This window comes from Actinoplanes sp. NPDC020271, from assembly GCF_044388125.1.
Classification (GTDB): Bacteria; Actinomycetota; Actinomycetes; order Mycobacteriales; family Micromonosporaceae; genus Actinoplanes.
Genome location: NZ_JBIRWQ010000038.1, coordinates 14,183 through 29,136, shown reverse-complemented (window position 1 = coordinate 29,136; position 14,954 = coordinate 14,183). Strand labels below are relative to the sequence as shown.

The window sequence follows — 14,954 nt, the reverse complement described above, 5'->3', positions numbered from 1 at the left end:
ATGAGCGAGTCAGGACAGGTTCCGGAGGACCGGCTGAGGTACTTCCTCAAGCGGGTCACCGCCGAGCTGCACGACACCCGGGAACGGCTGCGCGAGGCCGAGCAGGCCGCCGCCGAGCCGATCGCGATCGTGGGCATGGCCTGCCGTTTCCCCGGTGGCGTCCGGAACCCGCAGGACCTGTGGGAGCTGGTCGCGCAGGGCCGCGACGCGATCGGCACGTTCCCGGACGACCGTGGCTGGGACGTCGAGAACCTCTACCACCCGGATCCCGACCACCCGGGCACGACGTACTCGCGCGAGGGCGGATTCCTCGAGGACGCGGCCGGCTTCGACCCGGGTCTGTTCGGGATCTCCCCCCGCGAGGCCCTGGCGATGGACCCGCAGCACCGGCTGCTCCTCGAGACGTCGTGGGAGGCGTTCGAGCGGGCCGGGGTGAACCCGCTGGGGCTGCGCGGCTCGCGGACCGGCGTGTTCGTCGGTGTCATGTACAACGACTACGCGCTGGTAGTACAGAACTCGGCGGACGCGGCCGAGGGCTTCATGGGCACCGGCGGCAGCATCGCCTCCGGCCGGGTGGCCTACTCCTTCGGGCTGGAGGGGCCGACCGTCACCGTCGACACCGCCTGCTCGTCGTCGCTGGTGGCCCTGCACCTGGCCGTGCAGGCGCTGCGCAACCGCGAGTGCGAGATGGCGCTGGCCGGCGGCGTGACCGTGATGGCGACGCCGAACACCTTCGTCGGCTTCTCCCGCCAGCGCGGCCTCGCCCCGGACGGGCGGTGCAAGTCGTTCGCCGAGGGCGCCGACGGCACCGGCTGGGGGGAGGGTGTCGGCATGCTGGTGGTCGAGCGGCTCTCCGACGCCCAGCGACTCGGCCACCCGGTCCTCGCGGTGGTGCGCGGCAGCGCGGTCAACTCCGACGGCGCGTCCAACGGCCTCACCGCCCCGAACGGCCCCTCCCAGCAGCGGGTCATCAAGCAGGCGCTGGCCGGCGCGCGCCTCGAACCGGCCGACGTGGACGCGGTCGAGGCGCACGGCACCGGCACGCCGCTGGGCGACCCGATCGAGGCCCAGGCGCTGCTCGCCACTTACGGCCAGCGGCGCACCGAGCCGCTGTGGCTCGGCTCGCTCAAGTCCAACATCGGGCACACCCAGGCCGCGGCCGGTGTCGCCGGCATCATCAAGATGGTCCAGGCCATGCGGTACGGCGTCCTGCCGCGCACCCTGCACGTCGAGCGCCCGTCCACCCAGGTCGACTGGACCGCCGGCGCCGTGGCACTGCTCACCGAGGCCCGGGACTGGCCGTCCGTGGACCGCCCCCGACGGGCGGCGGTCTCCTCGTTCGGCATCAGCGGCACGAACGCGCACGTCATCCTGGAAGCCCCGCCGGCCGTCGAAGCCGTACCCGAGACGACCGGGCCGCTGGTGTTCACCGCGGCCGACGAGACCGCGCTCGACGCCCTGCTGGCCACCCGCTTCGACCAGCCGCACGCCGCGCGCACCCTGGCCGGGCGGGCCGTGCTGGCCCACCGCGCCGTGCGCGTCGACGACACGACGACGATCCGCGGCGTCGCGCGCCCCGGCCGCCTGGCGATGCTGTTCACCGGCCAGGGCAGCCAGCGCGTCGCCATGGGGCACGAGCTCTACCAGGCATTCCCGGTCTTCGCGTCCGCGTACGACGAGGTCGCCGCGCTGCTGGACATCCCGGACCTGGAACCCGAGCAGACCGGGTGGGCGCAGCCGGCGATCTTCGCGCTGGAGGTGGCGCAACTGGCGCTGCTGCGCTCGTGGGGCCTGCAGCCCGACGTGGTGGCCGGCCACTCGATCGGGGAGATCACCGCGGCGTACGCGGCCGGGGTCCTGACCCTCGCCGACGCGGCCACGGTGGTCGCCGCTCGCGCGCGCCTCATGCAGGCGCTGCCCGCCGGCGGCGCCATGGTCGCGGTGCAGGCCTCGGCCGATGAGGTCCGCGCGGCGTTCCCGGACGTGGACATCGCGGCGATCAACGGTCCGGTGGCGGTCGTGGTCGCCGGCACCGATGCGGAGATGTCCGCGGTCGAGCAGCACCCGTGGAAGACCACCCGGCTGCGGACCAGCCACGCGTTCCACTCGCGGCTGATGGACCCGATGCTCGACGACTTCCGGGCGGTCGTACGGACGCTGACCTTCACCGAGCCGCGCCTGCGTGCCATCTCCACCGCCGAGCCGGGCCGGCCGCTGCGCTGGACCGACCCCGAGTACTGGGTACGGCAGGTGCGCGAACCGGTGCGCTTCGCCGACGCGGCCGCCCTGCTCGACACCGAACGTGTCCTCGAGGTCGGCCCGGACACCGTGCTGGCCACCCTCGTGCCGGACGCGGTCGCCACCGTGCGCCGCGGCCGTCCCGAGGTTACGACGCTGCTCACGGCGGTCGCCACGCTGTTCGTCGACGGCGCCGATGTCGACTGGCCGGCCGTCGTCGGCGGCGCCGGCCACGCCGACCTGCCGACCTATCCGTTCACGCACCGCCGGCTGTGGCCGCGCCCCCGGCCCGGCGGCGCCGGCGACGCGCACGGCCTCGGCCTGGAACCGACCGGCCACCCGCTGCTCGGCGCCGCGATCGAGATCCCGGATGCGCAGACGCTCGTGCTCACCGGGACCCTGGACCCGGTCGCGCAGCCGTGGCTCACCGAGCACCGCGTGACCGACCGCATCGTCGTCCCGGGCACCGCCCTGGCCGAGCTGGTCCTGACCGCGGCCCACCGGGCCGGCCTCCCGGCGATCGAAGAGCTTCTGCTGCAGGCGCCGCTCACGCTGCCGGCCCGGGGCAGCGTCCCGGTCCGCGTGACGGTCACCGCCGAACAGGTCAGCGTGCACAGCCGCGACGGCGAGGACGGACCGTGGACGCTGCACGCCACCGGCACGCTCGCCGCCGGGCCGGCGCCCGACCCGGACGCCGATCTGGTCACCTGGCCACCGGCCGGGGCCGAGGAGCTGCCGATCGCCGGCCTGTACGAGACGTTCGCCGACGCCGGGCTCACCTACGGGCCGGCCTTCCGCGGGCTGCGCCGGCTGTGGCGGCGCGGCGACGAGGTGTTCGCCGAGGTGCGCACCGAGGCGCCGGTCGACGGATACGGGCTGCACCCGGCCCTGGTCGACGCGGTGCTGCACGCCATCGGCCCGGCCGCCATGCTGCCCGGCGAGGGACTGCGGCTGCCGTTCGCGTTCGCCGGGGTGCACCGCTTCGGGCCGGCCGGCGAGACGCTGCGCGCACGGCTGGCCGGTGCCGGCGCCGACGCCGTGCGCCTCGACCTGGCCGACCCGGCCGGTCTGCCCGTGGCCGCCGTGGAGCGGCTCACCCTGCGCCCGGTCACGGCGGCGCAGCTGGCCGACCGGGTGACCTACGGCGTCGAATGGGTGCCCCAGCCGATCTCCGGAACGCCCGCGACGGCGATCACCCTCGGTGAGCAACTGCCCGGCGAGCCGGTCGAGGTGCTGGTCGTGGACGCGTCCGCGCCCGGCGAGGCGTATGCGCGGACGGTCACCCTGCTGGCCCTGCTGCAGGACTGGCTGGCCGGCCCGGCGTGGGCCGAGTCGCGACTGGTCGTGCGGACCTTCGGCCACGACGCGTCGGACGCGGCGCTGTGGGGGCTCGTGCGCAGCGCCCAGTCGGAGAACCCGGGCCGGATCTTCCTGCTGGACGGGCCGGACGACGAGTTCTACCCGGTGCCGCAGGCCCGCGTCCGCGACGGCGTGGTCCGGGTGCCGCGTCTCGTGCGGGTCACCGGCCGGGAGACGCCCGGCTTCGGGGACGGCGCCGTCGTGGTGACCGGGGCGACGGGCACGCTGGGCCGGCTGATCGCGGAACATCTGGTGCGGGCTCATGGCGTACGCGAGCTGGTTCTGATGTCCCGGTCGGCGAAGCCGACGCAGATCGAGGGGGCGACGGTACGGGCGGTCGCCTGCGATCTGGGTGATGCGAGCGCCGTGGCCGAGGCGCTGCAGGGGCAGCGGATCTCCGCGGTGGTCCACGCGGCCGGGGTCCTCGATGACGCGCTGCTGACCGATCTGACCCCCGAGCGGGTGCGGACGGTGTTCCGCGCCAAGGTGGACGCGGCGAGGAACATCGTGGCCGCCACCGGTGACCTGACGGCGCTGATCTTCTTCTCCTCGGCGGCCGGCATCCTCGGCAACCCGGGCCAGGGCAACTACGCGGCGGCGAACGCCTTCCTCGACGCCTACGCGGAACAGTTGCGCGCCGAGGGCGTCCCGGCCACCTCGCTGGCGTGGGGCCTGTGGGAATCCGGGATGGCCGGCACGCTCAGCGACGCCGAGCAGCGCCGGATCCGGCAGGGCGGCATCGTCCCGTTCACCGCCGAGCAGGGTCTGGCCGCCTTCGACGCCGCCCTGGCCACCGGCCGCTCCCTGGTCGTCCCGGTCGCCCTCGACCTGGCCGCGCTGCGTCACGCCCCCGCGGTCCCGCCGGTGCTGGCCGGCCTGATCCCGGCCGCGCGCAGCGGTCCCGACGAGCAGGCCCTCGCCGCGTTCCAGCGCAACCTGGCCCGGATGAGCGCCGGCGACCGGCGCGTGGCGCTGATCGATCTGGTGAACCGGCAGACCGCGATCGTGCTGGGGCACGCCGAGACCGAGACTCTCGACCCCGACCGCCCGTTCCTGGAGGCCGGCTTCGACTCGCTCACCTCGGTCGAGCTGCGCAACCGGCTGGCCGCCGCGACCGGGCTGAAACTGCCCACCACCCTGCTGTTCGACCAGCCCACGCCCGGCGCGCTGGTCAGTCACCTGACCGGCCGGTTCGACACCGGGCCGCAGACCGCGCCCGCCTCGGGCGGCGGCACGCTCGGGGCGATGTTCCGCCAGGCCGAGCAGACCCGCCGTACCGGAGAGTTCTTCCAGGTCCTGGTCGGCGCCTCGGCGTTCCGGCCGGCCTTCCGCACACCTGCCGAGCTGCCCCGGCCGGTCGACGTGGTGCGCCTGGCCACCGGGGACGAGGCGCCCGCGCTGGTCTGCCTGCCGTCGATCCTGGCCATCTCCGGGCCCCACCAGTACGTCCGGTTCGCCGGCGCGCTCCGCGGCCGACGGACCGTGGCCGCGGTCGCCGCCCCCGGCTTCGGACCCGGGGAGATGCTCCCGGCCACGGTCGAGGCCGTCGTGAAGGCACAGGCCGAGGCGATCCGCGCACGTCTCGGCGACAACCCGTTCGCGCTGGTCGGGCACTCCTCGGGCGGCATGCTGGCCCAGGCGGTCGCTGCCGAGCTGGAGTCCGGCGGCCTCGACGTGACCGCTCTCGTGCTGATCGACATCTACTCGCACGACGTCGAGGCGCTCGCCGGCATCCAGCCGGCGCTGAGCAGCGGCATGATCGAGCGCGAGGAAGGCTACGTGCCGATGGACGACACCCGGCTCACCGCGATGGGCGGCTACGTCCGGCTGTTCCACGGCTGGCAGCCCACCCCGATCGCCGCACCGACCCTGCTGGTCCGGGCCACCGAGCCGATGTTCGGCTGGTCCCGTGACGGCGACTGGCGGTCGTCCTGGACCCTTCCGCACCTGGCCGTGGACACGCCCGGCAATCACTTCTCGGTCATGGAGGAACACGCCACCGCGACGGCGAAGGTCGTCGACGAGTGGATCACCTCCCTGGCGGTTCCACCCACTCAACCGAAAGCGACAGCTCGATGATCGACGACAACCCCTGGATCCGGCGGTTCCACCGCGAGCCGAACAGCCGCGTCACCCTGGTCTGCTTCCCGCACGCCGGCGGCTCGGCGAGCTTCTTCTACCCGGTGTCCGACGCCATGCAGTCGACCCTCCAGGTGGTGGCGTTGCAGTACCCCGGCCGCCAGGACCGCCGGATGGAGAAACCGCTGACCAGCATCGCCGAACTCGCCGACCAGTCGTTCGCGGCGCTGCGCCCGCTGATGGACCGGCCGCTGGCGTTCTTCGGGCACAGCATGGGCGCCACCCTGGCGTTCGAGGTCGCGGTGCGGATGAAGCAGGAACTGGGCACCGGCCCGGTCACCCTGTTCGCCTCCGGCCGTCGCGCCCCGTCCCGGCACCGGGACGAGACCGTGCACCGGCTCGACGACGACGGCGTGGTCGGCGAGCTGAAGAAGCTCAGCGGCACCGACACCCGGATCCTCGGTGACCTGGAGCTGCTCCGGATGATCCTGCCGGCGATCCGCGCCGACTACACCGCCGCCGAGACCTACCGCTACCAGCCCGGCCCGGCCCTGGACTGCCCGGTGGTCGCGCTCACCGGCGACAACGACCCGAAGGTCTCCATCGAGGAGGCCACCGCCTGGGGCGAGCACACCAGCGGCGGCTTCGAACTGCGCGTGTTCCCCGGCGGGCACTTCTACCTGGCCCAGCACCAGCGCGCGGTGATCAACCTGATCAGCGACCAGTTGCTCCTGCTCGCTCCCCAGTACCGGTAAGGACGGCCATGGCTCCGACATTCGTGATCAGCACCGGGCGGTGCGGGTCCACGCTGGTCTCCCGGATGCTGCGTCAGCACCCCGAGGTGCTCAGCGTCAGCGAGTTGTTCAGCACGGTCCGCAACCGTGGGTGCTTCGACGGCGAGCCCGACGGTGCGGCGTTCTGGCGGATGCTCAGCGAGCCCGACCCGGCCGTGGACGTCATGGTCTCCTCCGGCCTCGGCGTGTCGGAGCTGGTCTATCCGTACGGCAAAGGTCGTTTCCGGCCGGAGGACGGTGTTCCGGCGATCTGTCACATGACCCTGCCCATGCTCACCGACGACCCCGACGCCCTTTACGACGAGCTGGCCGCGCAGGTGCCGGCCTGGCCCGCACGCCCGATCGCCGAGCAGTACACGGCCCTGTTCACCCACCTGGCCGGCCGGTTCGACCGGCCGGTGGTCGTGGAACGCTCGGGCGGATCGCTGAGCATGGTGCCGGACCTGCGGCGGCTGTTCCCGGACGCCCGCTTCGTCTACCTGACCCGCAACGGGGTGGACTCGGCTCGTTCGATGAGCCGCCACGCCGGGTTCTGGATGATGCTGCTGAGCCGGGAAGCGGCGCGCCTGACCGGGTCGTCGTCGCCCGAGCAACTCGGCCCGGAACAGATCCGGTTGCTACCGCCCACCCTGCGCGAGTACCTGACGACCCCGTCGAAGCTTCCCGAGCTGCTGAACAGCGACGTGCCGGTGACCGCGTTCGGTGCGATGTGGGCACGGATGACCACCGAGGGCGCCCGGGAGCTTCTCCGGCTTCCGGCCGAGGGGTGGATGATGCTGACGTACGAGAGTCTGGTCGCCTCGCCCGGCATCGAACTGACCCGGTTGGCCGACTTCCTCGGGATCGCCTCACCCGGCGGTTGGCTGACCGCGGCGTCGGAGCTGGTGGGCCGTCCCCGCCGTGCCGGCGGCGAGCCGGATCCCCGGCTGATGGCGGCCCTACGGCGATCGTGTGCGCCCGGCGCCGCGGCGGATGCCTCGCTCGCGGCCGCCGCCGGACTCCCCGCGCCGTCCGCCTTCGCGGCCGCCGGTGTCTGACCGGCCGCCATGTCGCCCGTCATCGCCGTCTCCGGTGCGGCCGAGCTCCCGGAGCTGTCCACGGCAGGCCGCCAGATGACCGGCTTGCTGGCTGAGCTGCTGCCCGAGGTCGCCACCGGCGAGGCCTACACCGACCCGCCCGGTATCGCCTTGTTCCCGGCCGAGCGACAGGTGATCGCGTCCGCGGTGGAGAAGCGGCGGCGCGAGTTCACCACCGTCCGTCACTGCGCCCGGATCGCCCTCCGGGAACTGGGCCTCCCGGCGGTGCCGATCCTCCCGGGTGAGCGCGGCGCACCGGGCTGGCCACCGGGTGTGGTAGGCAGCATGACCCACTGCGCGGGCTTCCGCGGCTGCGCCGTCGCCTTCGCCGCACACGTGCGGACCATCGGCGTGGACGCGGAACCGGCCGCCCCGCTGCCGAACGGGGTACTGGAGGCCATTGCGCTGCCGGAGGAGCACGTGACGATCAAGGCGCTCGCCCCGGACCTGCCGGCCGATCGCATCCTGTTCAGCGCGAAGGAGTCGGTCTACAAGGCATGGTTTCCCCTGACGCGGCGTTTCCTGCAGTTCCACGAGGCGCGCATCGACCTGGACCCGGGTGGGACGTTCACGGCCACGCTGCTGGCCGATCCGCCGCTGCCGGTGACCGGGTTCCAGGGCCGCTGGATGTGCCGCAACGGGGTCATCGTCACGGGAATCGTGATGCCCGCTTAGGGGTGGCTCAGGGGTGGGTCGGTGGCCGGGAACCGCCCACCATGCTGCGGGAAGACCCCGGACCCGTTGCCGATCGCGATCGCGAGGAGACCATGGACACATTGGCCGAGGCGGTGATCGCCGGCGCCCCGCCGGAGGAGCTGCTCAGCATCCCGCTGCCGGGCCGGTTCCTCGCGGCGCATCTGCGGGCCGAGGACGCCGGGATGTTCGCGGGGGAGACCGACAAGGACGTACGGCGGTCGCTGCGTGTCGGCGAGGTCGACATGCCCGTGCTGGCCCCAGACGAGGTGGTCGTCGCGGTGATGGCCAGCTCGATCAACTACAACACGGTCTGGTCGGCGATGTTCGAGCCCATCTCGACGTTCGACTCGCTGCGCCGGTACGCCCGCCAGGGCGGCTACGCGACCCGCCACGACCTGCCGTTCCAGGTCGTCGGCTCGGACGCGGCCGGTGTCGTGGTGCGCGTCGGGGACGGCGTCCGGCACTGGGGCGTGGGCGACCACGTGATGATCAGCCCGGCCTACGTCGACGACCAGGACCCGCGCGCCCACGCCGACGCGATGATGGGACCGTACGGCCGGGCCTGGGGGTATGAGACGAACTTCGGTGGGCTCGCCCACTACACCGTCGTGCGGGCGACCCAGCTGGTTCCCAAGCCGGCCCACCTGACCTGGGAGGAGGCCGCGTCGATCACGCTGTGCGCCGGTACGGCGTACCGAATGCTGGTGAGCGACGCGGGTGCCCGGATCAAACAGGGCGACATCGTGCTGATCTGGGGCGCGACCGGCGGCCTGGGTGGATACGCCGTGCAGATGGTCAAGAACGGCGGCGGCGTTGCGGTCGGCGTGGTCAGCTCGGAGGCCAAGGCCCGCATCCTGCGCGAGCAGGGCTGCGACGTGATCATCGATCGGCGCGAGATCGGCATGGGCGACGGCGACAGCGACGGCGACGCCATCGAGTACGGCAAACGGCTCGGCCGCAAGATCCGCGCCGAGCTGGGCGAGGACCCGCACGTGGCCTTCGACTACGTCGGCCGGGCCACCTTCGGCACCTCGGTGCATGTGGTGCGCCGCGGTGGCGTGGTAGTGACCTGTGGCTCCAGCTCCGGATATCAGCACGAGTACGACAACCGCTACCTCTGGATGAACCTCAAACGGATCATCGGCAGTCACATCGCCAACCTGCAGGAGCAGTGGGAGACCTCCCGCCTGTTCCACCAGGGAGGCCTCGTGCCGATCCTGACCGACGTGTTCCCGCTCGCGGAGACCGGGGAGGCGTTGCGCCTGGTGCAGACGAACCGGCACGTCGGCAAGGTGGGCGTGCTCGCCCTGGCGCCCGAGGAGGGCACCGGCGTGACCGATCCGGAGCTGCGAGCGCGTATCGGCGAGGACCGGATCACCACGTGGCGCTCGTACGCGACGACGACGGCGCGGGTGTGACCATGACGGGCATCGGCATCCTCGCGACCGGGTCGTACGTCCCCAAGCAGATCGTGACCGGCGACGACGTCGCCGGACCGGCGGGCGTCACCCCGGAATGGATCGAACGCAAGACGCAGATCGTCACCCGCCGCTACGCCGCCCCCGACCAGGCCACCTCCGACCTGGCGGCGCAGGCCGCGAACCGGGCGCTCGAGCAGGCCGGCGTGCCCGCGAGCGCCCTGCGGTACCTGATCGTCTCCACCTCTACCCCCGACTCGCCGCAGCCGCCGACCTCATACGTCACCCAGGACCTGATCGGCGCGGACCGGGCCGCCTGCTTCGACATCAACGTCGTCTGCAGCGGTTTCGTCTACGGCCTGGCCCTGGCCCGCGCCCTGGTCGCGCAGGAGCCGGGCGCCCTGGCCCTGGTCGTGGCGGCCGACATCTACTCCCGCATCCTCGACGTCACCGACCGCAAGACGGTCGTGCTGCTCGGCGACGGGGCCGGCGCGGCCCTGGTCGGCCAGGTCCCCTCCGGCGGGTTCCTCGACGTGGAACTAGCCAGTTTCGGCCACGCCCAGCGGCTGATCCGGGTCGACGGCGGCGGCACCCGGATGCCGCTGACCGACGAGACCGTGGCCAACGGCGACCACTTCTTCCGGATGAACGGCCGGGGTGTCCGCGACTTCGTCATGGACAATGTCCCCGGCGCGGTACAGACCCTGGTCGAGCGGACCGGGCACCGGCTCGGCGACGTCGACCACTTCGTGCCTCACCAGGCCAACGGCGTGCTGCTCAGCGAACTTGTCACCCGCTGCGGTTTAGACACCGCACAGACGCATCGAACCCTGGAACGCTACGGCAACACCGGCAGCGCCTCGGCCGCCCTGGCCCTCGATGACGCCAACCAGAACGGCCACCTCAAGGCGGACGACCTCGTGCTGATCACGACGTTCGGCGGCGGCATGTCGCTCGGTGCGACGCTGCTGCGCTGGACGGCGGCGTCATGATCGAGTACGTCGGTATCGTCGGCTGCGGCACCATGGGCGCCGGCATCGCCGAGATCAGCGCCAAAGCCGGTCTGGATGTGCTGGTCGCGGTTTCGTCGGCGGCGTCGGCCGAGGCCGGGCAGGCGCGGATCACCAAGTCCCTGCAACGAGCGGTCCGCAAGGGCAAGCTCGCCGTCGAGGACGCCGACCGGCTCCGGGCGTCGATCAGGTTCACCGAGTCGCTCGGCGACCTGGCCGACCGGCAGCTCGTCGTCGAGTCGGTGCACGAGGACGAGAAGCTCAAGCGGCGGCTCTTCGCCGACCTCGAGGACGCGCTCACCGACCCGGCCACCATCATCGCCACCAACACGTCGTCGATGCGGATCACCCCGCTCGCCGACTGCACGCGCCGCCCGCACCGGGTGGTCGGCACACACTTCTTCAATCCGGCCACCGTCATGCCGCTGGTCGAGCTCGTGCCGGCCGAGCAGACCGGCGCCGAGGTGATCGACGCGGTCGAGGCGTTCCTGACCGGGCCGCTGGGCAAGCAGGTGATCCGCTCGGCCGACCGGCCCGGGTTCGTGGTCAACGCGCTGCTCGTGCCGTACCTGGTCGAGGCCGTCCGGCTGGTCGGCGACGGGCACGCCACCGCCGAGGACGTGGACCGCGGCATGAAACTGGGCTGCTCGCATCCGCTCGGCCCGATCGAGCTGGTCGACATGATCGGCCTCGACGTCATCGCGTCGGTTGCCGACGCTCTCGAGGTGCCCCCACCGCAGCTGCTGACCGACCTGATCAGCAAGGGACGGCTGGGCGTCAAAACCGGTGCCGGCTTCTTCGACTACCCACGCTGAGCAGACCTACCGAGCGGCACGCGAGACGACAGACCGGCTCTCGACGGATGGAAGCGCTCGGCCAGCGAGGCGTCTATGGAGCACGACGAACTCCAGGCAGAGGAGTAGCAGTGGCGGCTGATTCGCGTTCAGGTGTCGTGCTCGGCGGCCGATCGGGATAGCGAAGGCGGAGTAAAGGTGCGGAGAAACGAATCGTCGAGGCGGCGCGGGGCAGTTGATGCGACTTGGGTCATCCGTTCAGCGGACGTTGCTGTTCACCGCTGCCTACGTGGCCGCCACCTATGCCGGGCGCCTGACCGTGATGGATGCGACGAGTCTGGTCTGGCCGGCCGCGGGCGTAGCTGCCCTCTGGGCGGTGATGCAGTACCGGTCGTCCTGGCGCGGAGCGGACGCGGTGGCGCTGGCCGCGGCGACAATGACCGCCAATACCGCTACCGGTGCACCAGCCTTGCTGGCTGCCGGGTTCGTGGTCGCGAACCTGGTCCAGGCGACCATCTTCGGATGGTCGTTTCATCGATGGCTGCCACAGCTGTGGGAAGCTGACCGATTACGACCGCTGCAGCGGCCTCGCGATCTGTGGCGTCTGTCCGCGATCGCTTGCCTCTGCTCTGCTTGTGGAGCGGCCGTCGGCCCGCCCGCGGTGTGGCTGGTCAGCGGCACCTATTCGTGGTGGGCGCCCGCTCTGTGGCTGACGCGCAGCACGGTCAGCATCATGCTGATCGGCACCACGGGGCTTCTGCTCGGCGCATGGTGGCACCGGCGCCGGGCGAGCACACCGCGGACCGGCCCTTGGACGCTGTGGGCAGCTATGCCCGTGCAACGGCGCCTGGAATACGCGATCTTGGTAGTGATGTCCGCGATGTCGTACGGTGTCGTGTTCGGTGTCAACCGTCACCTGCCGCTGGCGTTCACCGTCCTGGCGCTGACCATCTGGTCGGGCTCACGGCTGCACACCGCATTCGTCGCCGTGCACGACCTGGTGTTCGGCACTGCGGCGATCCTGTTCACCCTGGCCGGCCGCGGTGTCTTCGCCAACATCGCCTTCCCGCCGGCCAGAGCGATGGTGGCCCAGGCGTTCGTCGGCATGATCGCCATGGTCGGGCTGGCGTTGGCCCTGGGCCGCGACGAGCGCTCTGCGCTGCTGGACCAGCTCCGTGGCGCTGAGCGCGTTGCGGCACGGCAGGCCAAGATGATGAACGCCATCGTCGACTCGATGGCCGAGGGTGTGACCGTCGTCGACGAGCCCGGCCGCTTCCTGCTGCGTAACGCCGCGGTACGCCGACTCGTCGGCGGCGTCGTCAGTCCCTCGGACCGGATGGCCCGACCCGACTTCTACGGCCTGTTCCACCCGGACGGCCGGCCCTTGGCGCCCGACGAGATGCCGTACCGTCGGGCGCTTGCCGGCACTCACGTGCGCAGCATGGACATCATGGTCCGCAACCCCGGTGTGCCCGAAGGTCGCATCCTCAACGTCAACTCCACCGCCCTGCCCGACGGCGAGGACGGCACCCGCTGCGCCGTGACCGTGTTCCACGACGTCACGGCCGAGCGACGGCACCGCCAAGAACTCGCTTCTTTCGCCGGTGTCGTCGCCCATGACCTGCAGAACCCCCTCGCCACGGTCGAAGGCTGGAGCACCGCCCTGACCGAGATGATCGAGGAGGCGCCGGCCGGATCCATGACGGCACCCTTGGCCGCACCCGTGCAGCGCATCAGCCGCGCCGCCGCCCGCATGCGCGACCTGATCGACGATCTGCTGGCCTACACCACATCCCGCGACGCCAATCTGGCACCCAGCGCGGTCGATCTCGGCGACCTGGTCAACGACATCGCCATCGCCCGTATCGACCAGGCACAGAGCAACGACGCTCCCGCACCAGCATTCACCATCGGCCGACTGCACCCGGTCTACGCCGACCCCGTGCTGGTACGCCAGTTGCTGGAGAATTTGATCGGCAACGCCATCAAGTACAACGCCCCCGGCGCTAGCGCACACCTGACCGTCACCACCCGGCACGACGACGCCATGGTCGAAGTCACCATCGACGACAACGGCATCGGCATACCGCCCGGACAACACGAGGCGATCTTCGACAACTTCCACCGCGCCCACGCCACTAACGGCTACACCGGAACCGGCCTCGGACTGGCTATCTGCCAACGCATCGTGCAACGCCACGGCGGAACGATCCGGGCCACCGACAACCCGGCCGGCCAGGGAACCCGGATGACCTTCACCCTGCCCGCCGACGCCGCAGCCCTGCCCGCCCCCGAAACCGACACCATCACGGCAGAGCCATCACCGGAGCCGGACGCGGCCACCACCGGCGCGACGCCCGCGCCGGTACCAGCGGTGACGCCGGCGCCTGCCATACCACCGGGCCGGCAGACGTCCCCGGCGACCACGTTCGACAACGCCGCCCACCTGGTCCTCAATTACCTGCATGAGCAGATGCCGCTGGCGTTCTGGGCCGTTACCCGCGTCGAGAACGGCCGGCAGACCTATCTCTATCTGGACGCCGACAACGGCTACGGGCTGCGGCAAGGTGAAAGCCACCCGTGGAAGGACAGCTTCTGCGTTCACATGGCGGCCGGCGATGCCCCGGCCGTTGCTCGCGACGCACAGATGGTGCCGCAGTACGCTGCCGCCGGCGTCAACGCGCTGATCGACATCGGCACCTACGCCGGCGCGGCCATCACCGAACCCGACGGCACCCTGTTCGGCGCCATCTGCGGTCTCGACCCACAGATCCACACCGGCGACCCCTGCATGATCACAGCTGAACCGCTGCTCGCCCTTTTCGGCGAACTCCTGAGCACCGCACTGGCCGCCGACCGCGCATACGACCACTACACCGACGCCTACCTGCGCGAACAACTGAGCGGACACACCGACCCCCTCACCGGCCTACCGAACCGCCGCGCCTGGGTCCACCTGCTCGACCAGGCCCGGACCCGTTACCAACGCCTGGCCGATCCGCTGGTCGTCGCCGTCATCGACCTGGATCGGCTCAAGACGATCAACGACAGCCATGGCCACGCTGCCGGTGACGCATACCTGATCGCCGCCGCGGCGGCGATACGCCGCGCGCTCAGGGACAGCGACGTCGTAGCCCGTCTCGGTGGCGACGAATTCGGCCTGCTGCTCAACAGCTGCACCGAAGCCGACGCACCGGACGCGATCGGCCGGATCCACGCCGCACTCGAGGCGGCAGCCGTCGCCGCCTCGATCGGATGGTCCGCTGTCACCACGACCGACGGTCTCGCGGCGGCATGGGAACGGGCCGACGACGCCATGTACGCCAGCAAACGCGACAAAGGTCAACGTCAGGCCCTATCTGCCGCCCCGCCGCCCGTCATCGGGGATGACGACGAACGACTTCCACCATCCCGGTGACAACCCGGCCCAGACGACGCATCCGCGGTGGCTACGAGTCCGGATGAGGGTTGAGCTGGGAATGCGTTGCTT

The 14,954-nt window shown here is 71.6% G+C and carries 7 protein-coding genes and 1 pseudogene; all 8 read left to right on the top strand.

All coding sequences use genetic code 11. The features are described 5' to 3' along the window. Positions 1 to 5,613, top strand: a pseudogene (locus ACH442_RS43895) (SDR family NAD(P)-dependent oxidoreductase); the annotation flags it as partial. 59 nt (positions 5,614 to 5,672) lie between these two features. After that, positions 5,673 to 6,431, top strand: coding sequence for a thioesterase II family protein (locus tag ACH442_RS43890; protein WP_396344113.1), 759 nt, complete (start codon positions 5,673 to 5,675; stop codon positions 6,429 to 6,431). Positions 6,432 to 6,439: 8 nt separating this feature from the next. Then, positions 6,440 to 7,507 carry a hypothetical protein gene (locus ACH442_RS43885; RefSeq protein ID WP_396344112.1) on the top strand — a complete coding sequence of 356 codons (1,068 nt, stop codon included), beginning with the start codon at positions 6,440 to 6,442 and terminating at the stop codon, positions 7,505 to 7,507. A 9-nt stretch (positions 7,508 to 7,516) separates the two neighbouring features. Continuing rightward, a complete protein-coding gene (locus tag ACH442_RS43880; protein WP_396344111.1) occupies positions 7,517 to 8,221 on the top strand; it encodes a 4'-phosphopantetheinyl transferase in 705 nt (234 codons plus the stop codon). A 92-nt stretch (positions 8,222 to 8,313) separates the two neighbouring features. Beyond that, positions 8,314 to 9,660 (top strand): crotonyl-CoA carboxylase/reductase, encoded by a 1,347-nt coding sequence (ccrA, locus tag ACH442_RS43875; RefSeq protein WP_396344110.1) that lies wholly within the window; start codon positions 8,314 to 8,316, stop codon positions 9,658 to 9,660. Beyond that, positions 9,624 to 10,652 carry a 3-oxoacyl-ACP synthase III family protein gene (locus tag ACH442_RS43870; protein WP_396344109.1) on the top strand — a complete coding sequence of 343 codons (1,029 nt, stop codon included), beginning with the start codon at positions 9,624 to 9,626 and terminating at the stop codon, positions 10,650 to 10,652. Before ccrA ends, ACH442_RS43870 begins: the two co-directional genes overlap by 37 nt. Beyond that, positions 10,649 to 11,485 carry a 3-hydroxybutyryl-CoA dehydrogenase gene (locus ACH442_RS43865; RefSeq protein WP_396344108.1) on the top strand — a complete coding sequence of 279 codons (837 nt, stop codon included), beginning with the start codon at positions 10,649 to 10,651 and terminating at the stop codon, positions 11,483 to 11,485. The genes ACH442_RS43870 and ACH442_RS43865 overlap by 4 nt, the downstream gene beginning before the upstream one ends. A gap of 394 nt (positions 11,486 to 11,879) precedes the next feature. Next, positions 11,880 to 14,882 carry a diguanylate cyclase domain-containing protein gene (locus ACH442_RS43860; RefSeq protein WP_396344107.1) on the top strand — a complete coding sequence of 1,001 codons (3,003 nt, stop codon included), beginning with the start codon at positions 11,880 to 11,882 and terminating at the stop codon, positions 14,880 to 14,882. Positions 14,883 to 14,954: the final 72 nt, after the last annotated feature.

Bases quoted from the DNA above. Each gene is read 5' to 3' on its own strand.
- ACH442_RS43865 (WP_396344108.1), top strand. From the start codon at position 10,649: ATGATCGAGTACGTCGGTATCGTCGGCTGCGGCACCATGGGCGCCGGC.
- ACH442_RS43880 (WP_396344111.1), top strand. From the start codon at position 7,517: ATGTCGCCCGTCATCGCCGTCTCCGGTGCGGCCGAGCTCCCGGAGCTG.
- ACH442_RS43885 (WP_396344112.1), top strand. From the start codon at position 6,440: ATGGCTCCGACATTCGTGATCAGCACCGGGCGGTGCGGGTCCACGCTG.
- ccrA (WP_396344110.1), top strand. From the start codon at position 8,314: ATGGACACATTGGCCGAGGCGGTGATCGCCGGCGCCCCGCCGGAGGAG.
- ACH442_RS43890 (WP_396344113.1), top strand. From the start codon at position 5,673: ATGATCGACGACAACCCCTGGATCCGGCGGTTCCACCGCGAGCCGAAC.